The sequence below is a fragment of the Gilliamella apicola genome, from assembly GCF_000599985.1.
Taxonomy (GTDB): Bacteria; Pseudomonadota; Gammaproteobacteria; order Enterobacterales; family Orbaceae; genus Gilliamella; species Gilliamella apicola.
The window spans coordinates 1,612,303-1,635,736 of sequence record NZ_CP007445.1 but is presented as its reverse complement, the minus strand read 5'-3'; the positions used below and the strand labels follow the sequence as shown (position 1 = coordinate 1,635,736).

The window sequence follows — 23,434 nt, the reverse complement described above, 5'->3', positions numbered from 1 at the left end:
TTTAAAATAATACTTATTTAATACAAATGTGAAAATGATCACAAAATATTTTTAATCTCTATTTGCTAATTAAATGATAAAATGACCTAAACTTAACCTGTTGAGACTTTAAATGGCAAAACCACTTTACCGACAAATAGCTGAAACTTTTGAACAAAAAATTTATTCTGGCGAATTAGATTTAGAAGATGTATTACCTACTGAACAGGCCTTACAAGATCTCTATAAAGTCAGTCGTGTAACTATTCGTAAAGCACTTGAGCAATTAGAAAATCTTGGGCTTGTAGAGAGAATTAAAGGAAGTGGTACTTATGTAAAATATAATTCAGCCAAACATGATGCTATTCAATTAAAAGGATTTGATGAAAATATTACTTCATTAGGTCGAATAGCAGGTACAAAAGTAATACATTTTCAATTGGAACAAGCTTTACCGGCTATTGCGAATCAATTAAAAATAGAAATTGGAGCGCCAATATTTTCAATAATACGAATAAGAACAATTGATGATGAACCTGAAATTTTAGAGCAAAGCTATATGCCTCTTTCACTATTTCCTGATTTAAGCGTAAAAGTTATGCAATCATCAAAGTATTATTATGTTGAAAATCAGAAGGGTTATCAAATATCTCATAGTAAGCAAGACGTAAAACCAGTGTTGGCAACCAATATTGTTGCAAAACATTTAAACATTGATACAAACCATCCAGTATTACGACTTCGCTCAGTTAGTGAGTTGAAGACAGGCGAAAGGTTTGAATACAGTATTCAATATTTAAGAGGATTTCAGTATAGATTTGAATATATTGCCCGCAGAGGATTAGGTTAATAACCAATTGGGTAATATTAGAGATAACTTAAAAAAATGATTTCTATAAATCATTATATTATTGTAGAAAGTTAAAATATCGTATAATCTATAACACGTAGGTTTTATAATATAAAAAAAATTAGAGCTTAGGTACTCCACTAACTTATCGCGTTTTTATAATTTCAAGTTCTTCGTAGTTGACTCGTTGTTGTTGAATATAAATTAGATAATAGGAGTAAATAATGAAAAAAAATGTAAGCGTTAAAAAACTGACAATATTTATTTCTACACTATATTGCTCTCTATCTTTCTCAACATCATTCGCTTTCCAAAAAGGCTCGACAGAGGATTTTTTAGGTCATGAAATAGGAGTTACTTATCATACCGCTGAGCAAGCTGTGAGTAGTAAAGAATATTTGCCGATCTACCCAAAAGAAGGCTCTCCTGAATTTGAAGCAGATAAAATTTCTTATCTTCATGGATATAACCTTAAAGGAACAGAACGCTGGAAACAAGCAACGATCGATGCTGACTTACATACTTCAAATGTTGCTAAAATTTTTTCTGTCCCTTTAGGAGTTACAATTTCACCTGAAACAACTCCAATTTTATATAAAATGCTAGGCGATCTCTTGGTAGATTCAGCTGATAATGCGACTAAAACAGCGAAAGAAGCATATAAAAGAGAGCGCCCATTTGTCTACTTTGGTAATCACACATGTCAACCTGAAGATGAAGAAGATCGTTTACGTCAAAACGGATCGTTTCCCTCTGGACATACTTCTTATGGGTGGACTTTAGCATTAGTACTTGCTCAAATAGCTCCATTACACGCTGAAGCAATTATAAAACGTGGATATGAATTTGGTCAGAGTCGAATGATCTGTGGTGCTCATTGGCAAAGTGATGTGGATGCAGGACGACTTGTAGGCGCTGTTGAATATTCTCGTTTACTCACTATTCCCAAGTTTCAAGAAGATCTTCAAAAAGCAACCGAAGAAGTTCAAAATCAGCTTAATTTAGTTAACAAAAAAATTAAGTGAAATGACTTTTTATCATTCAGTATAGAAATTGAAGAATATAATAAAAATTATTTTTAATTAATAGGTTAATAAAATATTACCAAATAAATTATTAATCAATATAGCATTAAATATATTTTTTATTGATGTTTTTTAGGAAAGTTATTGATATGCCATTTTTATATAGATCCCTTATATAATTCTATATTTTTTATTTGAATATCGGCTCAATTATCTATTAATTAAAAAAGTAAATAAAAACTTATAGGCAACACACAAATAAATAATAAAATTTACTGATTCTTAACAAACCTATCTTTGTATAAATTTCGTTCAAAATATTGAAAGTAATCTAAAAAATTAGAATAAAGACACAAAATGGTTGCAAATTATTATAAAACAGGTAGTTTATATATTACATTTGATTATTTTTTGTTAACTTTTGTAAATTTATAGTTAATTTAATATCAATAAATTTACATTCATCATAATGATAATCAAGATGTTAAATAAAAAAATTTAAAAAATTACTAATAAAAAATATATCAATATTAATCATTACAGTATGTAGGGGTTAAAACAGGAGAAAAGTATGAAAAATGAATCACTAGAATTCATGGGTCGATTATGCATAAATTTTGGTCATAATCATTATGCTTTAGAATTCCATGAAAAGAATTTAATCATATCATTATTAAATGTTGTACATAAAAATCAATTAGATCAATACTGGTATCATACTATCATTTATATCAGTTTAGCTAATATTTTATCAATTAATTCTCAATGCCTTAAAACAAATCAAACGTTTCATATGTAATACAGTTAAGTATTCACTAATGTAATGTCATATAAAAAATAGGATAAGCTAATGAACGATAAATTGCAGCAACTCTTAGAAGAATATAAATCAAACTATGATAAGTTTAGTTTTGGTCGTTATTTAGACTTGGATCATACTGAAAATGCTTTAAAAATAGGGTTAATTGGATGCTTTTATTTAGACAAATCTTATAAACCCGAAAAACGTCAAGCAATTAATCAAGTTTTATCATTATACGATAAATATTGGGGAAAATATCTTAATTATGGTTTTGGTGATGGGGATCCGAATACGTTATATCAGTATCAAAATATTAGTTTAGCTCAAAAAATAATACTTAATAATGGCTTTTGTTTAGATACATTAAGTTTTTATTGGAGCAATGTAGAGAAATTATATTTAATCCCTGATTATTTAATTAAAGTCTTATCAAGATCTGAATCTCTTGAAAAAAAATTCAACACAGTTAGTTATTTACAAATTTATTTGCCAATTTATGAATTGAAATATTTTGGTGTTGATAAATTAGTAGAATTCATCCGACAAGTAAGTCAAATTTTAAAACCTTTACATGGTTTTTTTGGTTTAGGCATAAGGCAGCGTTATAAATATTATGATTTTCAATATTTAGAAGGTGAATTAGCACGCAAATATTTAGGACTAGATATTTCTACTGATGAAGAAGATAAACATTTCAGAGACGGATTTAAAAGCATTAACTGGCTAACAATACTTAGTGAAGAACTATTCACTGAAAAACTAGGTAGCCTTGATGAAGTTAAACAACAAAATAGTGATGAGGGCGTTATTTTTCATCCCTACACTGGCGGAGTAATGGTTCAGGCTGGTGAAGTGCCAGAATTTTGTGATATTAGTCGTAATCCTTATCCTGAACATTATGTTAATGCTAATGCATTATTAAAAAATGCACGAGCTCCAATGATAGCTTCATTTGGGTTTACTTCAAATAACGGTAAAATTCAAGATAGCCAAACTTCTAAAGGATGGCAATCTCGTTTCGATGATGTAATTCCAACTGATCTTCCATCAAAAGATTCTGAAGATTAGCAAAATGTTGGGCTAAATGAAACTTGAAATGTATTTATTAAAGTATTTTTATTCCTCTAGTTAGACTTTTTAACTAACTTATAAAATACCTGATCTTTTACTATCAACATTAGTTTTTTAGACTATTGTTAAATAGTTTTAGATCGGGTATACATTCTGGTTTAAATCTATTTTATGTAAAAATACTTGTTTCAAGCTGAAACTTTATTTTATGAAAAGTTTTAGGTCAACAATAGTGCTTATTAAAAAATCGTTTTAGACTTAAATTTTAGATATAGATTGTTGAACAAAATAAAACCTTAAATTATTAAAAATCACAATTTTTTCAATAATTCATGATTTTTTATTTATTTCAGAAATCTTAACTGAATTAAAAAAATGAAATGATATACACTCCTGAATATTTTTTACAAAATAAATTATAAATAACTAATATAATTAACTTTTTATATAAAAGTTAATTCAATCATTTAATCACACTAAAAGCTTATTCACTATCTTTGATCCTATAGATTTTAAAAAAATAATTTTTATTGTTGTATTGTCAGTCATTTTGTCAAAAAGTTTGAGGTTATGGGTATGTTTCAGTCAAAAGAATTTTTTATATATAACTTTTAATAAAAATTCTGAGCAAAACATTCAATATAAAACCTAATAAAGCAAAATTTTGTTAATCCTTTTTTGATAATTCTTAAGTAATATATTTTAATTATATTTTGATAATTAATTAATGATATCAGTAAGTTATCTATCTAATTTAAGTTAAAGAAAATTTCAAAAAAAGGTTGCAAAATACCCAAAACAGGGTATTTTTATACTCTTTTTTAGGTTGTTTTTTAACGTGAATTCATTAAAGCGTTTTTCTTATAATAATAAATTTTAAAATAATCAAACCATTAGTAAAAAATAACACTAAATAATTATTAATAACAATAAACACAGTTCAATAAAGCATAGTCGTATTTGCTATGTATATGAAATATATCGAGGATAACATGGATAAAGGATTAACCAATCTGATTAGTCAGTTGGGGAATGGTTTAAGTCGTGGTTTAAAGAATGGTTTGGTTAATGGCGCGGGTCACAATCGTTATACATTAAATATCGAAGATTTACCTGCTGAGGTTTCAATCTTACAGGTTGAAGGTAATGAACAACTTAACCAGCCTTGGTATTACACTATTACTTTTACCAGCTCAAATAAACATCTTCTTGTCGAGTCATTTCTTAATCAAAATGCCCGTTTGAGTTTTAACTCGGCGAATTCTAACCATTTAAGTGATATTGCAACGAAAGGACTTTGTAACTATCCCCTAAAATAGTACATAAAAAAGTAGAAAATTCTCTATAATATTTTTAAGGAGAATTTCAATATGAAAAAATTATCGGAACACCAAATTGTCTCCATTTTAAAAGAAGCTGAAGTTGGTATCCCTATTAAAGAGCTTTGCCGTAAATATGGTATGGCCGTTTCTACTTTTTATAAATGGCGAGATAAATATGGCGGTATGCAATCATCGGACATTAAGCGGTTAAAACAGCTGGAAGCTGAAAATCGTAAACTTAAACAGATGTATGCTGAATTAAGTTTAACTTCTCAGCTCCAGCAAGAAATAATAAAAAAGCTATAGTGCCGACGGCAGTTCGTAAGAGTTGGGCACAAACACTACAGTCACAATACTGTATAACAATTAAAATGAGTTGCACTATTGTGAATTTAAGTCGCTGTGCTTACTACTATCAACCTAAATCGGCAGATGACACTATGATTATTTCATTACTTAAGTCAATAACAGACAAGCATTTACGTTGGGGATTTCCTAAGTGTTTTCATCGAATCAGGAAACTGGGATATACGTGGAATCATAAACGGATTTATCGAGTTTATTGTCAGTTAAAACTCAATATTCGTTCTAAACGCAATAAACGATTGCCCCAACGTTATCCAGAGCCATTATCAGTACCAAGTCGTTTGGGAGAATGTTGGTCAATGGATTTTATGAGTGATAGTTCTCAAAATCACCGCCGATTTAGAACCTTTAATGTTATTGATGACTTTAATCGAGAGGCATTAGGCATTGATATTGCGGTCAGTTTATCGGCAGGTAGAATTACCCGTTATTTAGACAGACTGGCTCAATATCACGGTTATCCATTAAAAATACGCGTTGATAATGGCACAGAATTTACCTCAAACAGATTTACAAGTTGGGCAAAATCACATGGAATAACCCTAGATTATATTAAACCAGGTAGTCCTTATCAAAACGGCTATATAGAACGATTTAACCGCACATATCGAACGGAGGTATTAGATCTGTATTTATTTAAAAATCTGGAACAAGTAAGAAAAATAACCGAAGAGTGGTTAGAAATGTATAACACAGAAAGACCGCATGAAGCATTAAATAATATGACACCAATTGAATATAGAAACATGAAGCAAATAGCATGATTTTCTACTTGATTTGTGTGCTAACAATGGGGTATTTACAACTTGATGCGCTCAATTCTTTAACCTCCGCCAATCCTTTACAAGCATTAAAACAGTCCGAGCCATTAAAACAGTTAGATAAGTTTACACAATCCAATCCACTTGATTCACTTAACTCTTTAACGCAACTCAATCCACTTAATTCCTTAAACTCATTATTATCTCAAGGCGGCTCACGCACTTTTTATGGTGTGATAACCCAGTTCAGTCAGTTATCGGTGAGTAATGACGAAGCCCGTTATCAGGTGGTTTTGTCCTCGCAATTAGCCAAACTGGCATTAAGTCATAACTGTGCTATTTTTCAAAATCAGAGCGTTATCAGTGTGGTTGAAGAGGTATTGCGCGGTCATGGTTATACAGGGATTGATTATCGTTTAGCACTTAAAGAGCAATACCCAGAGCGTGAATTTATCACCCAGTGGCAAGAGAGTGACCTTGAGTTTATTCAAAGACTGCTTGCTGATGTGGGCGTCTATTTCCGATTTGAAACCCATGGTGAACACAATTGTGATGTGATGGTCATCAGTGATTATGAACAAGGTTATCAGCAGGTGGCTGATATTGTCTACAAACAACCAAGTGGCACACTGGATAACGGCGTTGAAAGTGTCTGGGATATGACCTTGCACAGTCAAATGGTGGAAGCTTCAGTAAAAGTACAGGATTATAACTACCGAAATGCACAGGCGAATTTACTGGGTGAAGTTAACAGCCAACAGAAAGATAACACCACTTATGGCACTGATTACCGTTATGATGAGCACTATAAAGGGTTAAATACCAATGATAAAAGCAATAATGGAATTGATAGTGACACCAACAATAATGATGATGAAAACAGTGGTGATATCGATACCGATACCGATGACAGTCAAGACAGTAACGGCAATAGTAATGACACCGACAATAATAGCGATAATACTAACGGTAGTAATAGCAATAACAACAGCAGTGATATTAGCACTAACTCTGGTAATACGAATAATGGTGTTGAAAGTGGTGAATGGTATGCCCGCATTCGTCATGAGCGAGCGATTAGTCGTCAAATTCTTATCCGAGGTAAAAGTAATCAAGCCAATTTAGCACCAGGTCAACATATCCGCATCAAAGGCAGTGCGATATCTGGAATAGATGAAGGGATAATGATATTAACGGTGCAAGGACAGGGAAACCGCAGTGAGGCTTATGAACTGAGTTTTACCGCGATACCTTACCAACCATTAAAACCTTACCACCCGGAGCCTATCCCTTTCCCAACCATTGATGGCACCTTACCAGCACGGATAACCAGTCCGAATAATGACACCTATGGTTATATTGATACACAAGGGCGCTATCGGGTTAAATTTAACTTTGACTTAAAAAAGTGGCGAAACGGTGAAGAGAGTTTATGGCTAAGGCTGGCTAAACCGTATGCCGGCAGTACCTATGGTTTTCACTTTCCACTGATTGACGGCACAGAAGTTGCAGTTGCGTTTACTAACGGTAATCCAGACCGACCTTATATCGCGCATGCGATGCATGACAGTCAACACCCTGACCATGTGACCACCATAAACAAACACCGTAATGTGATTCGCACACCGGCGAATAATAAGTTACGGATGGATGATAAACGCGGACAAGAGCACATCAAGTTAGCGACCGAATATGGTAAAACCCAGCTTAACATTGGGCATTTAGTTGACCAAAACAAAACCCAGCGAGGTGAAGGGTTTGAACTGCGCACCGATGAGTGGGGTGCAATTGCTGCCAATAAAGGCTTATACCTGACCAGTCAGACCGAGCCTAAAGCTCAGGGTAAACAACTTGATATGCAAGCTGCCATTACTCAGCTTGAAAATGCGTTATCAATTGCCAAAGCACTGCAAAATGCGGCAACCGCTTCTGAAGCTCATGGTGCGGACACTGAAAGTCAGGAGCAACTTAAAACAACATTAACCCAGTTAGCCCAAAGTGGCATTCTTGCTTATGCACAAGAAGGTATCGCTTTAACCAGTCCTGAAAACATCCAACTGTCAACGTCAAATAGCGTTTCAGTAACCAGTGAAAACCAAACTGACATCAATGCATTAAAAAACATAACCGTCTCATCCGGTGAATCCATCGGTCTATTTGCCCATAAATCAGGAATGAAAGTCTTTGCCAACCAAGGTGATGTTGAGGTGCAAGCACAAAATGCCAACCTAAATATGGCCGCCAAGCAAGATATTAAAATAGACAGTGTCGATGGTGAACTGACGGTTATCGCAAGTGAAGAACTAACGTTAATGTGTGGTGGTTCATACATCAAAATCAGTAGCGCAGGAATTGAACTGGGTACGGCTGATAATGTTTATATAAAAAGTAATGCCATGCAGAAAATGGGACCAGCAACGAAAAATATACTTGAAATTTTATTACCTAAAGCTATGCCAAACGAATTTTCATCAAGTAAAACATATAGCTTAAAATACCTTATGGTAAATGATGAAGATCAACCATATAAAAACACAAAGTATTTAGCCTTTATGGAAGATGGTTCAGTTAAACAAGGGCAAACAGATGATAAAGGATATACGGAAAGATTTTATACAAAAAAAGAAGAAAAAATTGCGATTCGCTTATTGATAAGCAAAACAAGCAATGGCGAGTTTATCAATTAGTAAAGAATTAAGCTAAAAAATATTAACTCACTAACTTTTAGAATAATGATATAAGCTTAATCTTAAGGATGAAAATTAAATGACAATATACAACATATCAACATATATTAAGACTAAAACTGATCCTAAATATATTGTTTATGAAATGGAATTATATAAAATCGATGATAAAGGTAATAAAATTTATGCTTTAAAATCAACAGGAAAACAAAATTTGCAAGCTGATAAGAGGACATTGGTTCACTCCTCATTAGATATTTCTGCCACTGAAAATACATCTTATATCTTAGAACTCAATCTTTTTCATAAAATAGGTAACGATGAATATGAAGTGTTACCAGAACCTATGACAGCAATTATACCTCTAAAAGGATTTTTAACAGCTGATAAAAAATGGGGGTTATCAAGGGAATTTGAATACAATGAAACAACTGAAAAAACCCAAAACGGTCATGTATTCATATATAGTGTAAAGGTGACCTTTAAATCAAGAGCTTTTGAAGCTAAAGAACACCCTGTCGGTGATCAACATGATCCTTTTAGGAAAGAAAAAATTGAAGAGGGTTTGGCATTTCGATTAGCAAAATTGGATTATCCAAATCAAGATCGATCTATGCTATGTGGTCCGGCCGCGTTTTTTTATTGTTTATTGATCGATAGACCAGATCTGTATAAACAGATGGTGAAAGAACTTTGGGAATCGGGTAGAACGAAGATTGGCACATTAAAACTAGAACCTAGTTATGATTGTCGTCATCCGACAAACTTTTTTAAAAATGAACCGCCAGGATATTTACCAAAAGTTCCAGCTATTGATTGGATAACTCTAGCAAGTTTAAGAGATACAGAAAATAGTTTTTTTGATTATGATTCTCCTAATGATAACATTCCGGGTATTACGACAGCAGGGGATCTTAAAACGTGGTTTAAAAAAGCTGGCGCCGAAATTATTTACGAAATCAATACAAAGATAATAAATCATATAACAGGTCCTAAATTAACGTTAAAAGATTTATGCCGCTTAAATTCTTATGTTGGTGAAGATACGCACGTAGTCATGTTGATAACATCACGAATGTTTAATGACTTGATAAATATTCCAACTAAAAACCATTGGATTGTTTTGGCAGATAAATTAAAGTTAATAAATGGTTATGAGGTAACTGAACAAACTCTACTCACTGAGCTAGTAGAGCTTACATGTTTTTCATGGGGTAAGGTCAAGAATCATTTACTAGATAATACAACTTTAGCTGATGTTATGAGATACTCTTATGCAGCTTTTGTGATAAGTAAAATACCATAAAACGGAAAATTAAATGGCATTGAAACAAATAGGGAAGTGTTAAAAAAAACACTTATTAACAACCAATTCAATTAAACTAAATAAATTATATGAAAAAAATACGATATCACTTAATGTTAATCATTGGATTTTCTTTGACTACTGTTCTTAACGGTTGTTTTTGTATGGAAAAAATGGAAGTTCGACCGAAGTCGTTACCCAATGCCATATTAGGTACTCCCTATTATGCTAAAATTGAAGTTTTCGGTGGCTACACTGATCAGGATAACTTTTACTATGATATCCAACCAGAAAAATCAGGACTTGAATTATCTCCTAGAGGTTTAGGAACAAAATATGTTACCTATAATCATCTTGAAGTAAAAGGAACACCTAAAGTTACAGGGACAATCACAATAAAACTTTATGGAGGTACTTACGGTACAATGTCGTGTCCGGGAAGAGACTTTAAGAAAACTTATACTATTAAAGTTGAAGAATAGTATTAGGATTGGTCTAGATTTTATGAAAAAACTACAACATCATTTAATGTTAATCATTGGATTTTTTTTGACTACTGTTCTTACAAGTAGTAAAAAAATCACCCATGGTTAATATTATTAGTAATCGGCAAACAGAGCGAATCCAAAGGCAAAACTCCGCTGACGAAAGATGAGATATATGAACTAGCAAAAAAAATTGAAGCCTCAATTAAACGAAGAGCAACAGAGCAATGATTGATCATTTAAAAGGATTAGAAATTTGGCTTCTTTGAAATTGATTAGAAGTGATATAACAAGATTTATACTATTCACAACCTGTATGGCTATCAGCAGTATTGCGCAGGCTGCTGATTTAACATTTAAAACCGAATGTATTGGATCTTATTCTATTGATCTTCCAGATAATATTGAAATCGCTCTTTTTCCGATTGAGCGTTATTTACAACCTAGATCAAATTATCCAAACTATTTTTTAGACGGTAAATGGGCTATTCTTTCTACGTTTAATTATAATCGTAATAATATAGACATTGCTGATGGTAAATTTAACAAAAAAATTCTACAAAACATTGTTAACCAATTAAATAGTGATTATGATGAACGATTGAAATCTAAACGTCAGTATAAAATTAAAAATATAAATAATAACAATAAATTAATTGGTTATTATAATGATTATGCTAGTGATTTAGCTTTAATAGCCAATGCTCGAATTTATACATTCTATTCGGATGAACATTACCAAGGTAAGGAAAAAGATTTTGCATTTTACAAACAAAATACCGAATCCATTATAAATAATTTTAGAACTCGAGAACTGTTTGAAGTGCCTAAAGAAGCAGGAAAATGTATACTCTATGGTTTTGTTGCTGGTAATGATAAAACGATGCCAATTAATATGACAGTTTCTTTTCGCTTAAATGAACATCCCGATATTGTAATCTCATTTTCAGAAAATACACGCAATTTTACTAATTCATTGAGCTTTAGCAACAAAGATGAAATCAATCTGTTTTGGAATACAAATTATGATATTAATAATGATAACATTAAAAATATCAAATTATTAGGTTTTCCGTTTAAGTATCGAGATATTAAGATGGATGGACGAAAAGGATTAGCAAGCTTCGTGGAAATACGTTATAAAGATAACGCTCCGTCTGATTACGGCTACTATAGTATTGTCGAACATGTTCCAGTAGTTAAACAAAGTTCAAAAAATTACCCATGGTTAATTATGTCAGTAATTGGCAAACAGAGCGAATCCAAAGGCAAAACTCCGTTGACGAAAGATGAGATTTATGAACTAGCAAAAAAAATTGAAGCCTCAATTAAACGAAGAGCAACAGAGCAATGATTGATCATTTAAAAGGATTAGGAAATTTGGCCTCTTTGAAATTAATTAGAAGTAATATAACAAGATTTATACTATTCACAACCTGTATGGCTATCAGCAGTATTACACAGGCAGCTGATTTAATATTTAAAACCGAATGCATTGGATCTTATTCTATTGATCTACCTGATAATATTGAGGTTGCACTGTATCCTACCAATAAATTTTTTGAACCTAAAACAAGATTTCCAGTCTATTTTTCTGATGGTAAATGGGCAATTTTATCAACTTTTAATTATAATGATAATGACTTATCTATTACAGCAAAATGGAAAAATGAAGAATGGATCAATATTAAACAAAAACTATATAACTCAAACAAGAATGTTAAAATTAATAATCCTAATATTTTAGTAGAATTATTTGAGCAAAATAATGGTTTTGGATATTATGCAGATAAAGCATCTAGAGTGTTATTTGTTGAAAATAATAGAATTTATTCATTTTATACTAATAAACGTTACCAAGGTAAGGAAAAAGATTTTGCATTTTACAAACAAAATGCCGAATCCATTATCAATAATTTTAGAACTCGAGAACTGTTTGAAGTGCCTAAAGAAGCAGGAAAATGTATACCCTATGGTTTTGTTGCTGGTAATGATAAAACGATGCCAATTAATATGACGGTCTCTTTTCGCTTAAATGAACATCCCGATATTGTCATTTCATTTTCAGAGAGTACTTGGTCATTTACTAATTCATTGAGCTTTAGCAACAAAGATGAAATCAATCTGTTTTGGAATACGAATTATGATATCGATAATGATAACATTAAAAATATCAAATTATTAGGCTTTCCGTTTAAGTATCGAGATATTAAGATGGATGGACGAAAAGGATTAGCAAGCTTCGTGGAAATACGTTATAAAGATAACGCTCCGTCTGATTACGGCTACTATAGTATTGTCGAACATATTCCAGTAGTTAAAAAAAGTTCAAAAAATTACCCATGGTTAATTATGTCAGTAATTGGCAAACAGAGCGAATCTAAAGGCAAAACTCCGCTGACGAAAGATGAGATATATGAACTAGCAAAAAAAATTGAAGCCTCAATTAAACGAAGAGCAACAGAGCAATGATTGATCATTTAAAAGGATTAGAAATTTGGCTTCTTTGAAATTGATTAGAAGTGATATAACAAGATTTATACTATTCACAACCTGTATGACTATCAGCAGTATTACGCAGGCAGCTGATTTAACATTTAAAACCGAATGCATTGGATCTTATTCTATTGATCTTCCTGATAATATTGAAATCGCTCTTTTTCCGATTGAGCGTTATTTACAACCTAGATCAAATTATCCAAACTATTTTTTAGACGGTAAATGGGCTATTCTTTCTACGTTTAATTATAATAATAATAATATAGACATTGCTGATGGTAAATTTAACAAAAAAATTCTAAAAAACATTGTTAATCAATTAAATAGCGATTATGATGAACGATTGAAATCTAAACGCCAGTATAAAATTAAAAATATAAATAATAACAATAAATTAATTGGTTATTATAGTGATTATGCTAGTAATCTAGCTTTAATAGCCAATGAACGAATTTATACATTCTATTCAAATGAACGTTACCAAGGTGAGGAAAAAGATTTTGCATTTTACAAACAAAATGCTGAATTCATTATCAATAATTTTAGAGTTCGAGAACTGTTTGAAGTGCCTAAAGAAGCAGGAAAATGTATACCCTATGGTTTTGTTGCTGGTAATGATAAAACGATGCCAATTAATATGACGGTCTCTTTTCGCTTAAATGAACATCCCGATATTGTCATTTCATTTTCAGAGAGTACTTGGTCATTTACTAATTCATTGAGCTTTAGCAGCAAAGATGAAATCAATCTGTTTTGGAATACGAATTATGATATTAATAATGATAACATTAAAAATATCAAATTATTAGGCTTTCCGTTTAAGTATCGAGATATTAAGATGGATGGACGAAAAGGATTAGCAAGCTTTGTGGAAATACGTTACAAAGATAACGCTCCGTCTGATTACGGTTACTATAGTATTGTCGAACAGTATCCAGTAGCTAAACAAAGTTCAAAAAATTACCCATGGTTAATTATGTCAGTAATTGGCAAACAGAGCGAATCCAAAGGCAAAACTCCGCTGACGAAAGATGAGATATATGAACTAGCAAAAAAAATTGAAGCCTCAATTAAACGAAGAGCAACAGAGCAATGATTATTTAATTAATCTTTGGGATAATTTGACTTTATAAGTGATGATTTTTAAAGATTAACTATTCTTAGTAAATAGTATTTCAATTTATAAAAACTAAATATGTTTTATACGGATTTAAAAAATAACTTAATAATCCTTATACATAGATTAATAATTATCAATGATATTATGTAAATAGTTTCAAATATTTTTTATTTAAAACAAAAATAGCAATAATAGCGATTAAAGCACTTAAGAATGCGACAAAATAGTTAAAATATTCCACTAGTGTCATTGAGAGGGAAGAACCAATAATTTCTGAGAGTAACAACGTACTTTGAAATACGGCATAATCAGTAGCCGTTTGTTTGCTTTGTTTTGCATAAATCATGGTAAAGGTATAGATACTAACATTAATAAATCCTATACCAATTCCCAATAATGTCATTGATATCATGACGGTAACTGGATTAATATAACTAGGGTAATAATTCAGTATACTCCAGCTAAAAGCTAAGGATGCAAGTAGACTAAAACCTAATTTTAAAGTATAGCTAGGTGGATGTTTTTTTAGTAAATAAGCAGCAAGTATACAACCTAATATCATTGTTAAATAACCGCCAATACCTGTATATAGTCCTACATCACTAACCGATAAACCACGATCTAAAAGAATCAATTTAGACATTGTTAAAATCACTGAACCAGCAAAAGGTATGAGTAATGCAAGTAATAACATTGAATAAGCCTTTGGTCTTTTAAAGAAAAGGCTAAGTTTAGCTCGAGGTTTAGGTTCTGAAGTATAAAATAGTTTAGGCTCTTTCCACAACAGAAGTTGTGCAATTGAAAAAATAATAATTACAACGAGCAATAAAATACTATAAGTTTTTCCAATATAGTCATAGCAGATACTCACTCCAGCGCCACCAATTAACATTCCAGCAATATTCCCCATAACTTGAATGCTATTAATTTGTGTAATGGTATTTGTTTGTGCTAAGTCAGCGGCTAATCCATCAGTAGCAATATCTTGAGTGGCAGAAATTATACAAGATAAAATAATAATACCAATTAATTGGCTGGTAGTATCTTCGGTAAAAGGTGTAAAAGCAATTACTGCAATTAATATAGCTAATAAAAACTGCATAGGGAGTAGCCAACTTTTACGATAACCTATTTTATCCAGCCAATAATTTTCTACTAATGGCGCCCATAGAAATTTAACTACCCAAGGTATTCCCGCTAGGGGAATTATTGCAATTATAGCCAGTGATACGCCTGCATCACGCAATAAAATAGGATAAGCATCAAACGCTAAACCAACAGGAATACCCTGAATAATATAGAGTTGGGCAATTAAAAATAGAAAATAAGGTCGGCGATTACTGCTAGTATTTTTGTTATCCATAAAGCATTTTCATAAATCATTTATTTTTATAAATCTATGGGAGAATTTATTTTTTTGCTAAAAATTACAAAGAATAGTAGCTTTATTTTATTGTAAATGCAAATGATATTTGTTATCGTTTAAGTGTTATGAAGGAGCTGATATGCATTTATATGAAATGTTAAACAATTATAAGTCGGATAATAATATTTATGGTTCAATCTCTATAGAGCTTCAGCCTGGTTTATCTGTGAGTATGGTAACTGCTGAACATTTAGATGCTATAGATGTTTATAAACAATTTCCTAGCAGTAATAATTATTTATGCTTTAATTGCCAGCTACAGGGTGAATTAAATGTTAAAGTTAAAGATAGACAGTTTATTACTCATAAAGGGGATTTAACTTTTGGATTTGCTAATGGCGAGACTTTTCATTTACAACATTCCAAAGATTTTTGTAACATTGAAGTGATGATAATGCCAAAATTATTAGATATTTTAATCAAAGATATGGATTTTCATTTTTCGTGTCTATCAGCAAAAGTTGACTTTTTTCTACAACACCTTCAAATACATCAAAGCATTAATGTATTATCCTGTGCTCGACAGCTATTTTATTTAATGCAAAACACTGACTGTAAAGTAACAAATCGTCTCTTATTATATGCTCATGTACTAAAATATTTAAATTGGTATTTTAAGTCTTTTGATAGTCTTCTGACAAAGGAAGAATTTACTCAATGGGAATATGAACAATTTAATTATGTACGCAACTATTTAGTAAGTGATCTAACTAATCCTCCTACTATCGAATGGTTAGCTAAACAGGTAGGTATTAATCAGAGTAAGTTAAAAAAAGGATTTAAGCAGGTTTTTGGTAAAAGTATATATGCTTATTTTTTGACTGAAAGGATGAATAAAGCCAAACAACTTTTAATGGAAAATAGTGTTACAGAAACGGCAGTTATGATGGGGTATAGCAATATTAGTCATTTTAGTTCGGCCTTTAGAAAACAGTTTGGAGTGTTACCCAAAGAGATACGCCGCCAAAATTCGAATTTTTTAAATGAATAGTGGCAGCAAAATTATCATTAAACTGTAATTGACCTTATCAAAATACATACCTTTATAGTTATTGTTAATAATTATAAATGAAACCAACTCCTAAAGTTCGTCCTCTACCTGGAGAACCAATTGTTGCATCTGGACCACCATGATACATAGCAGGAATATAATATCCCCACAAATCATAAGATTTATTTAATAGGTTATCTCCCCATACATAAAATTCGGCATTTTCGCTTTTAATAGAAATTCGAGCATCAAGCTTGTTATAAGGTTTTAGCCCAAAATTATTTTGAATATCTGCTTTACGTGAACCAATATAACGATTAGTAATTCTGGTTTCCAATGATAATCCAGAAGCTAAATCAAGTGGTATAGAATGAAGTACTGTTAAGTTAGCATTCCATTGAGCAGTGTCAGGTACCTCGTTACGTTTTTTTACTTGAGCTAAGCTTACATTGGGGATTCCAGTGATTTTAGCATTGGTGTAGCCTATGCCACCAGTAAAATCTAGATTTCCAGGTGCTTTCCAAAAACCATCTAATTCGACACCATAACTTCGAATATCATAATTTTCAACAACAGATATAAAAGTTGCAGGATTATAAGCCATTAAATGTTCACGCTTAGTATTATTATAAAATAATGCACTATTGAATCCTACTGTATTATTTTCAACTTTAACCCCTAATTCATAAGAGTTTACATATGCTGATTTATAGGCTTGATCAGAACGGCCCAAAGTGGCAAAGTCAGTACCTTCATCATTAAAACCACCTGTTTTATAACCCCTAGAATACAATCCATATACAGTAGCATAATCGTTAATGACATAATTTAAACCAAGTCGTCCAGTGGTAAAGTTATCAGTTATTTTTTGTTTATCAAAAGCTAAGGTTGGCATACCTATTGCGTTATTGGTATAAATTGAATTAGCCAACCATTTTGCATGATAATTTTTCTTTTCATATGATTGACGAATGCCGGCGGTTAATTTGAATTTATCTGTAATAGGGTAGGTAATTTCACCAAAAATACCTAAATTATCGGTTTCAAATTGCCTTCTAATATCAGCATTCAATGAATTAGTAGGATAAAACACATCCATAACATCATAGGTGTTTCTATGGCGATTATTGGTATAGTAGTTAATACCTGCCACCCAAAATATAGAAGCTTCCGGTTTTGACGATATTCTAAATTCTTGATTAAAAAGGTTCTCTTTAGTTAAAAATGACCAGTTAGAAGGTGGAGACATACCTATTAAATGATTATATAACTTACCTTCATAAATAGGCGATCTTCTATCACTTTTGCTATAAGAATAGCTAGTAATAGATGTTAATAAGCTATTGTTTAGCTCATGTTCAACCTTTAAATTGAAACGGTAAATTTTTTTATCGTTTTTATCACTACTATTAGGAATATCAATTTTAGGATGATGACCATAAGGTCGCATCATATACATATCATCCATACCCATGGCTTCTTCTATTTCAGAAATAAATAATACAGAAGTGAGATCTGAAACCTCCCATAATAGTGAACCTCTTGCTATTTTATTTCTAAGAATGCTAACCGGCTTATCATCATTAATATTATCTAAAATACTATCTGCTTCATCATAACGAACAGCAAAACGTCCACTTAAGTTATCATTTAACGGGCCGCTGATTACGCCTTCAGTTAATATCTGATTTTGCTGACCAAATTCTGTTCTAAAAGTTGACTCAAAATACTGAGTTGGTTTTTTAGAAATAACATTAATAGCTCCAGCTTCACTATTCCGACCAAATAACGTCCCTTGTGGACCTTTTAATATTTCTACACGTTGAACATCAAGTAAATTTAAAGTTGTATTACTTTTTGACTGTGGCATACCATCCACGTTAATACTAACAGAACTATCATCACCACTCATTGGTAGTATCGATCCAACTCCGCGCATCCTTATAGACTTAGCTGCACCCATATTACTAATAACTTGCAAACCAACGGTATCATTTAAAGTCTTTTCTAAAGTATTTTCGCGGTGATCAACAAGTTTTTTATCATCAATAATATTGATGGTAAACGGAATATCTTTAGCAGACTCTTTTACATGCCTTGCTGTAACTGTTAATTGTTCTATTTGATTAGCGTTATCTTTTTCCTCAACGGTGTCAGCCATCGCATTAAAAGATAAGCAGAAAATACCTGCCAATAACCAAGGTGAACCAATATTGTTTTTATCAGAATAAACTAAGGTTGAATTAGTTATTCTATCCGTAAAAGCTAATTTGTATCTCATATAATATTTCCTAATATTACTTATAAAAGCATTAGTGCATGCTTTACACAGTTATGAACCACCATCTAACATTCCATTTAATTAGCATCATTAGATATATTTAAATAAGAATAATTATCATTTATAAGTTAAGTGTTTTACTAAAAAAGGGCTCCCCTAATCGGTCAAAAATAACCGAATCAGGTCTAAATTTTTTAAATTTTATTATTGATTATTTAAGTGATTGATTTATCTATATGAAAAATATATCTGATATCAATTATTTAATGCCAAGAAGTTCTATGAAGTAATGTCATCACAACGATGCCAAAATTATGTTTAAAATGCTTTTTATGAGGTGACATAAATGATTACTTATAAAATATAAATGAAATTATCATATTATTTTGTGGAAAATAGATGAAAAGGAGTTAAATATTAATAGAAACCGTATAAACCTTTTTAAAAGACATAGTTATATTATTATAACAAGCATATTTAAAGTGAAATGTATCGATATTTAATTATAATAATTATACCGTATTAGATTAGGCTTACCGTCGGTTGCATTGACATATATTGGGTTGTAGAAACTAATTTAGAACTTATTGGAGAAACTTATGAATAAAGTAACAGCAGGAAGGGATGTTCTAGGAGAATTTGCACCTAAGTTTGCAGAACTTAACGATGATGTATTGTTTGGAGAAGTTTGGTCTAGAGAAAAAGAGCTATCAGCAAGAGATCGAAGCTTAGTAACAGTTACTGCACTGCTTGCCAGTGGTATTTTAGACAGTTCTTTACAGTTTCATTTACAGACAGCTAAAACTAATGGCATTACAAAAGAAGAAATAGCAGAAATTTTGACTCATATAGCATTTTATGTTGGTTGGCCTAAAGCTTGGGCTGCGTTTCGTTTAGCTAAAGAAATTTGGAAAGATTAATTTTAACGTTATCAATACTTCAAACATAATAAGTAATTATTGAAGTTATTTAACTTTACATTTCCTTTGTAATATTTTCAATGCTATGATAAATCAATAAGTAAGGAAAATATCCTATTATAAAATATTTAAATAGTGTATTTAAATCAGAATTTGCAGTAGCAGCAGGAGCGATGTGTTTTTATTAGTAATAAATTTTTGCGACTTTAGGCTATCCAAAACGTTTACTAACGTGACAGAGCAAAAGAACATAATCGTTTCAAAAAACTCAGTCGTTCAGGCGATCCTGAACTACGTTACTATCTGCAATCTTCTGAATTTGAAAGAATAAAAAACTAGATTCTAATGCCTGCTGTTATTGCCGTTCCCCTAACTTACCTGATTGGGTAGAAGCAATTGATGAGCGAGGCTATACGCCCAATTTAAAAGAACAAAAAGAATTATCAAGTTAAGAGAAGAATAATGGCTAAATACAGTTTATTAAAAGGTAAGGTTAGTAAACTACATGTATTTGACGACTCCAAAGAGATACGTTCAGGTGACGTTGGTTGGCTAGCTTTATTTGGATTAATGATAATTGGAGCTTTTGAATTACTTATTGATATTATTGATTCATTAGCCATAGGTAATATTACTTTAAAAGGAAAGACTTTTTATTGTTATATAGGTAAAAAAGAGGTATTAGGGAATCTAGAGCATGTTGGTTTTAAAGAGGGGGATTATGTTGAAATGGTAGTTAAGCAAATTGACACTAACCAATATCAATCCTACGCAGTGCGAATGCCTCAATACCATGCTTTATATTTTCCTCGCTCAATCGGTGTACCAACGCTATTAAAATTAAAATTTTGTTCCATAGTTTCAGGTGTGATGTGTTTATTCGCTTATCTATTTTTAACAATTCTTGCATTTTTTGATTTAGAAAAAGATCCTGATGATTTCATTTTTAGAACTATTGCAACTATTATTATGTTTTTGCTGATCTCCATTATACTTTTTTTCTTAGCAGGGGGACGCTATTCTTTTATTAGCAATAGAATTTTTGCTACTTTAGGCTATCCGAAACCTTGGTTGCATAGTAGTGTAGAAGAACATGATCGTTTTAAAAAACTTAATCGCTCAGGCGATCCTGAACTGTATGATGATCCGCAAACTCCTGAATTTGAAAGAATAAAAAAGCTAGATCCTGATGCTTACTATTATTGCCGTACCCCTAACTTACCTGATTGGGTAGAAGTAATTGATGAGCGAGGCTATACGACCAATTTAAAAGAAAAAAAAGAATTATCAAGTTAAGAGAAAATAATGGCTAAATACAGTTTATTAAAAGGTAAGGTTAGTAAACTACATGTATTTGACGCCCCTAAAGAGATACGTTCAAATGATATTGGTTTGCTAGCTTTATTTGGGTTGTTAATAATTGGAGCTTTTGAATTAATTGTTTCTATTATTGGTTCATTAACATCAGATAGTATTACTTTATAAAAGAAAGCATTTCCTTTATTTTATTTTTGACCATTTTCTTTTTAAAAAAATTAGTAAATTTAGTGGCTAACCGTTCAAAAGACGTCGGCATATTAGTACTACTTTAAAAAACATATATTTAAAAATTCTACCATTTAGTTCTCATATACCAGCTACAGCATTGCCAATTAAAATATTGATAAATTTATTTAGTCTAAATTATGAAGTGATTTGGCAATTACTTCTTTAAAAAATAAACTAGTTTAAATGAGGTTGTATTGTTGATAAGGAGTATTATTATCATTGAATATTTTTTTAACCTATTTTAAAAAATACCATCGACTGTATTAGCAATAACATCACAGATAAGAATTTTTTGTTAAGAACTTTAATGTTGATAATTTGTTTTTTCTATTTCCAGCATTTAAGAAAAGGAAGATTTATTAGCATTAGGATAAAAAGGCTTGTTTAGTACTAGGTAAATTAATTATTGTAATCTATGCTGTTTATAAGAGGATTCAACTCATCATTCTAATTATTTTAAAAATGAATAACTCAATTTTTATATTGATAAACTTTTTTGTTAATATTATTGTATTGGAGTTGTATATTTTATAAGGAAATAATTATGATAAAACCATTGTCCAATATTATTTTAAAGGCATTACCTAGCAACAAAAAGGGAATTATTGGTGCTCAGGTTGAAGTCGATGGTGTTTGTTATCATGACAAACTGGATGTTTGTGATTTAAAAGCTGCCTATCTTTACAATAATCGTTATCTATTATTGTTTGTTATTGATGTTGATATGGGACTTTATGACGAAGAGTTATACGTATATTTGCTTGATTCTCAGACTAAAAAAATTGTTGATTATGTTATTATTGGTGGGAAAGATGATGGCTTAACGCCGAGTATTTTCAAAGTTGGAGAAATTGAAATTCTGAGTGACGATACCATAAGTTTCAAATTTATGTCGCCAAACGGTAGTGATGGTTGGGTAGTTAAACTGTTTAGTAAGCCGGTTAAAAGTTTGCCATCGGCTTTAAAATATCCACTTTTGGTGACATGTCCAGTCTCGTTAAAGCGTTATTTTCAAGTTTATCCCAAAATACCAATAAAATAAAAATAGACAACAAGAAAAATAAGATATTTTCATAAATATTATGGAGTGAAAATGGAATTTATATCTATACATGATCTATTAATTAACATTAAAGACATGCCGAGATTTTGGTTTTATCTACCACGAGATTCAAAATCATGGACGCTTGATACAATAGGATTTTGTGGAGTTGAGGATATTGACGATAATTACGAAATTAATTTACCTAAGCAAGTTATTGAAGAAGGGTGGATAGCTACATTAGAACAGGCTGATATTGAAGATATTGTCATTGTAGCTAATAATAATTCAGATAACCCAACAATAGATGAATTGTTTGACTCTTTTGTTTTCTATTTTGAAAATGACGCTTTTTTACAATACAGTGATTAAAGTTATTAAACTTTTTAATAAATTATTCTTAATCCCACTTTAATCGTTTACAAATGACAATAGATCATTGAAAGTTAATAATTCTATTGTCATTACGTTTAATAATATTAATAATCAGGACATATCAGACTAAGTTTATCTATTTTAAATAAAGCCTCTATTTAATTTAACGCTATGTTAAATCTATCGCGTGATTTGATGATCAAGTACTCGGCAGAGTAGTAAATTAATAAAATTATAAAATTTTGCCAGCCATAATTTAATCCAGAGTAGAAATAAAATATAGTCATGAAAAGATAAATATCTGTTATAACAATGGATATTCTTTAGTCTCAAATTGATATAGCGATCTCTTAATTTCAAAATTTTTAAATATTTTATCCAATATATAAGACAATATTGTGAACAAAATTCGAATTTTGAAGTAAATTCTCAAATTTATGGAAGTTCTTTGTATTAATCTTCTCAAAAAGTTAAAAACGGACAAAATTGGCAAAAATACGTTCAGATTTTCTGTTACAATCAGTTCAGTCAATCACATTGAACTTTAAAAACTTTTTCAATAAAAAATTGTTATTAAA

Annotated in this window: 20 protein-coding genes; 18 read left to right on the top strand and 2 right to left on the bottom strand. The window is 31.0% G+C overall.

Annotation, left to right across the window (positions count from 1 at the left end):
* The first annotated feature begins 112 nt into the window (after window positions 1-112).
* The 12 genes from GAPWK_RS07580 to GAPWK_RS07520 all read left to right on the top strand — a co-directional run bounded on the left by GAPWK_RS07580 (window position 113) and on the right by GAPWK_RS07520 (window position 14,249).
* The gene (locus GAPWK_RS07580; protein ID WP_025315639.1) at window positions 113-829 is read left to right on the top strand and encodes a GntR family transcriptional regulator; all 717 of its coding nucleotides are present in this window, start codon (window positions 113-115) and stop codon (window positions 827-829) included.
* Window positions 830-1,053: 224 nt separating this feature from the next.
* Window positions 1,054-1,854 carry an acid phosphatase gene (locus GAPWK_RS07575; RefSeq protein ID WP_025315638.1) on the top strand — a complete coding sequence of 267 codons (801 nt, stop codon included), beginning with the start codon at window positions 1,054-1,056 and terminating at the stop codon, window positions 1,852-1,854.
* A gap of 571 nt (window positions 1,855-2,425) precedes the next feature.
* The gene (locus GAPWK_RS07570) at window positions 2,426-2,653 is read left to right on the top strand and encodes a hypothetical protein (protein ID WP_025315637.1); all 228 of its coding nucleotides are present in this window, start codon (window positions 2,426-2,428) and stop codon (window positions 2,651-2,653) included.
* Window positions 2,654-2,704: 51 nt separating this feature from the next.
* Window positions 2,705-3,724 carry a type VI immunity family protein gene (locus GAPWK_RS07565; RefSeq protein WP_025315636.1) on the top strand — a complete coding sequence of 340 codons (1,020 nt, stop codon included), beginning with the start codon at window positions 2,705-2,707 and terminating at the stop codon, window positions 3,722-3,724.
* A 974-nt stretch (window positions 3,725-4,698) separates the two neighbouring features.
* Window positions 4,699-5,046: a hypothetical protein gene (locus tag GAPWK_RS07560; RefSeq protein WP_148296402.1), complete on the top strand. Its 348-nt coding sequence runs from the start codon at window positions 4,699-4,701 to the stop codon at window positions 5,044-5,046.
* 51 nt (window positions 5,047-5,097) lie between these two features.
* Window positions 5,098-6,179 (top strand): IS3 family transposase gene (locus tag GAPWK_RS07550; RefSeq protein ID WP_407919837.1). Its coding sequence is split into 2 segments (ribosomal slippage): window positions 5,098-5,353 and window positions 5,353-6,179, totalling 1,083 coding nucleotides; the frame shifts between segments, so codons are not numbered across the junction.
* Window positions 6,180-6,205: 26 nt separating this feature from the next.
* Entirely contained in the window at window positions 6,206-8,863 is a 2,658-nt protein-coding gene (locus tag GAPWK_RS07545) for a DUF2345 domain-containing protein (protein WP_158413588.1), read from the top strand.
* Between the two features lie 79 nt (window positions 8,864-8,942).
* Window positions 8,943-10,169 carry a hypothetical protein gene (locus tag GAPWK_RS14245; protein WP_025315633.1) on the top strand — a complete coding sequence of 409 codons (1,227 nt, stop codon included), beginning with the start codon at window positions 8,943-8,945 and terminating at the stop codon, window positions 10,167-10,169.
* 89 nt (window positions 10,170-10,258) lie between these two features.
* Window positions 10,259-10,651 carry a hypothetical protein gene (locus GAPWK_RS07535; RefSeq protein ID WP_148296401.1) on the top strand — a complete coding sequence of 131 codons (393 nt, stop codon included), beginning with the start codon at window positions 10,259-10,261 and terminating at the stop codon, window positions 10,649-10,651.
* Between the two features lie 319 nt (window positions 10,652-10,970).
* Complete coding sequence (locus GAPWK_RS07530; RefSeq protein WP_025315631.1) at window positions 10,971-12,008, top strand: T6SS immunity protein Tli4 family protein; 1,038 nt, start codon at window positions 10,971-10,973, stop codon at window positions 12,006-12,008.
* Window positions 12,009-12,094: 86 nt separating this feature from the next.
* On the top strand, window positions 12,095-13,126 hold the full coding sequence (locus GAPWK_RS07525; protein WP_238551108.1) for a T6SS immunity protein Tli4 family protein: 1,032 nt from the start codon (window positions 12,095-12,097) through the stop codon (window positions 13,124-13,126).
* 85 nt (window positions 13,127-13,211) lie between these two features.
* On the top strand, window positions 13,212-14,249 hold the full coding sequence (locus tag GAPWK_RS07520) for a T6SS immunity protein Tli4 family protein (protein WP_025315629.1): 1,038 nt from the start codon (window positions 13,212-13,214) through the stop codon (window positions 14,247-14,249).
* 166 nt (window positions 14,250-14,415) lie between these two features.
* On the opposite strand, the gene GAPWK_RS07515 is transcribed toward GAPWK_RS07520, so the two are convergent.
* A complete protein-coding gene (locus GAPWK_RS07515; protein WP_025315628.1) occupies window positions 14,416-15,636 on the bottom strand; it encodes an MFS transporter in 1,221 nt (406 codons plus the stop codon).
* Between the two features lie 142 nt (window positions 15,637-15,778).
* Here GAPWK_RS07515 and GAPWK_RS07510 point away from each other — a divergent pair, with 142 nt between their 5' ends.
* The gene (locus GAPWK_RS07510) at window positions 15,779-16,690 is read left to right on the top strand and encodes a helix-turn-helix transcriptional regulator (protein WP_025315627.1); all 912 of its coding nucleotides are present in this window, start codon (window positions 15,779-15,781) and stop codon (window positions 16,688-16,690) included.
* Between the two features lie 64 nt (window positions 16,691-16,754).
* On the opposite strand, the gene GAPWK_RS07505 is transcribed toward GAPWK_RS07510, so the two are convergent.
* On the bottom strand, window positions 16,755-18,971 hold the full coding sequence (locus tag GAPWK_RS07505) for a TonB-dependent receptor (protein WP_025315626.1): 2,217 nt from the start codon (window positions 18,969-18,971) through the stop codon (window positions 16,755-16,757).
* A gap of 599 nt (window positions 18,972-19,570) precedes the next feature.
* Here GAPWK_RS07505 and GAPWK_RS07500 point away from each other — a divergent pair.
* From GAPWK_RS07500 to GAPWK_RS07480, 5 genes are all read left to right on the top strand, one after another.
* Window positions 19,571-19,891, top strand: a complete 321-nt coding sequence (locus GAPWK_RS07500) for a carboxymuconolactone decarboxylase family protein (RefSeq protein ID WP_025315625.1) — start codon at window positions 19,571-19,573, stop codon at window positions 19,889-19,891.
* A gap of 462 nt (window positions 19,892-20,353) precedes the next feature.
* Complete coding sequence (locus tag GAPWK_RS07495) at window positions 20,354-21,187, top strand: hypothetical protein (RefSeq protein WP_025315624.1); 834 nt, start codon at window positions 20,354-20,356, stop codon at window positions 21,185-21,187.
* Between the two features lie 9 nt (window positions 21,188-21,196).
* Window positions 21,197-21,376 carry a hypothetical protein gene (locus GAPWK_RS07490; protein ID WP_025315623.1) on the top strand — a complete coding sequence of 60 codons (180 nt, stop codon included), beginning with the start codon at window positions 21,197-21,199 and terminating at the stop codon, window positions 21,374-21,376.
* A gap of 607 nt (window positions 21,377-21,983) precedes the next feature.
* Window positions 21,984-22,481 (top strand): hypothetical protein, encoded by a 498-nt coding sequence (locus GAPWK_RS07485; protein WP_025315622.1) that lies wholly within the window; start codon window positions 21,984-21,986, stop codon window positions 22,479-22,481.
* A gap of 51 nt (window positions 22,482-22,532) precedes the next feature.
* The gene (locus tag GAPWK_RS07480; protein ID WP_025315621.1) at window positions 22,533-22,853 is read left to right on the top strand and encodes a DUF7716 domain-containing protein; all 321 of its coding nucleotides are present in this window, start codon (window positions 22,533-22,535) and stop codon (window positions 22,851-22,853) included.
* Window positions 22,854-23,434: the final 581 nt, after the last annotated feature.

Excerpts from the sequence above, each read along its gene's own strand:
- GAPWK_RS07545 (WP_158413588.1), top strand. The coding sequence starts at position 6,206 with ATGGGGTATTTACAACTTGATGCGCTCAATTCTTTAACCTCCGCCAAT.
- GAPWK_RS07570 (WP_025315637.1), top strand. The coding sequence starts at position 2,426 with ATGAAAAATGAATCACTAGAATTCATGGGTCGATTATGCATAAATTTT.
- GAPWK_RS07505 (WP_025315626.1), bottom strand. The coding sequence starts at position 18,971 with ATGAGATACAAATTAGCTTTTACGGATAGAATAACTAATTCAACCTTA.
- GAPWK_RS07560 (WP_148296402.1), top strand. The coding sequence starts at position 4,699 with ATGAAATATATCGAGGATAACATGGATAAAGGATTAACCAATCTGATT.
- GAPWK_RS07565 (WP_025315636.1), top strand. The coding sequence starts at position 2,705 with ATGAACGATAAATTGCAGCAACTCTTAGAAGAATATAAATCAAACTAT.
- GAPWK_RS07580 (WP_025315639.1), top strand. The coding sequence starts at position 113 with ATGGCAAAACCACTTTACCGACAAATAGCTGAAACTTTTGAACAAAAA.
- GAPWK_RS07480 (WP_025315621.1), top strand. The coding sequence starts at position 22,533 with ATGGAATTTATATCTATACATGATCTATTAATTAACATTAAAGACATG.
- GAPWK_RS07510 (WP_025315627.1), top strand. The coding sequence starts at position 15,779 with ATGCATTTATATGAAATGTTAAACAATTATAAGTCGGATAATAATATT.
- GAPWK_RS07500 (WP_025315625.1), top strand. The coding sequence starts at position 19,571 with ATGAATAAAGTAACAGCAGGAAGGGATGTTCTAGGAGAATTTGCACCT.
- GAPWK_RS07495 (WP_025315624.1), top strand. The coding sequence starts at position 20,354 with ATGGCTAAATACAGTTTATTAAAAGGTAAGGTTAGTAAACTACATGTA.
- GAPWK_RS07515 (WP_025315628.1), bottom strand. The coding sequence starts at position 15,636 with ATGGATAACAAAAATACTAGCAGTAATCGCCGACCTTATTTTCTATTT.
- GAPWK_RS07520 (WP_025315629.1), top strand. The coding sequence starts at position 13,212 with ATGACTATCAGCAGTATTACGCAGGCAGCTGATTTAACATTTAAAACC.
- GAPWK_RS07490 (WP_025315623.1), top strand. The coding sequence starts at position 21,197 with ATGGCTAAATACAGTTTATTAAAAGGTAAGGTTAGTAAACTACATGTA.
- GAPWK_RS07485 (WP_025315622.1), top strand. The coding sequence starts at position 21,984 with ATGATAAAACCATTGTCCAATATTATTTTAAAGGCATTACCTAGCAAC.
- GAPWK_RS07575 (WP_025315638.1), top strand. The coding sequence starts at position 1,054 with ATGAAAAAAAATGTAAGCGTTAAAAAACTGACAATATTTATTTCTACA.
- GAPWK_RS07525 (WP_238551108.1), top strand. The coding sequence starts at position 12,095 with ATGGCTATCAGCAGTATTACACAGGCAGCTGATTTAATATTTAAAACC.
- GAPWK_RS14245 (WP_025315633.1), top strand. The coding sequence starts at position 8,943 with ATGACAATATACAACATATCAACATATATTAAGACTAAAACTGATCCT.
- GAPWK_RS07530 (WP_025315631.1), top strand. The coding sequence starts at position 10,971 with ATGGCTATCAGCAGTATTGCGCAGGCTGCTGATTTAACATTTAAAACC.
- GAPWK_RS07535 (WP_148296401.1), top strand. The coding sequence starts at position 10,259 with ATGAAAAAAATACGATATCACTTAATGTTAATCATTGGATTTTCTTTG.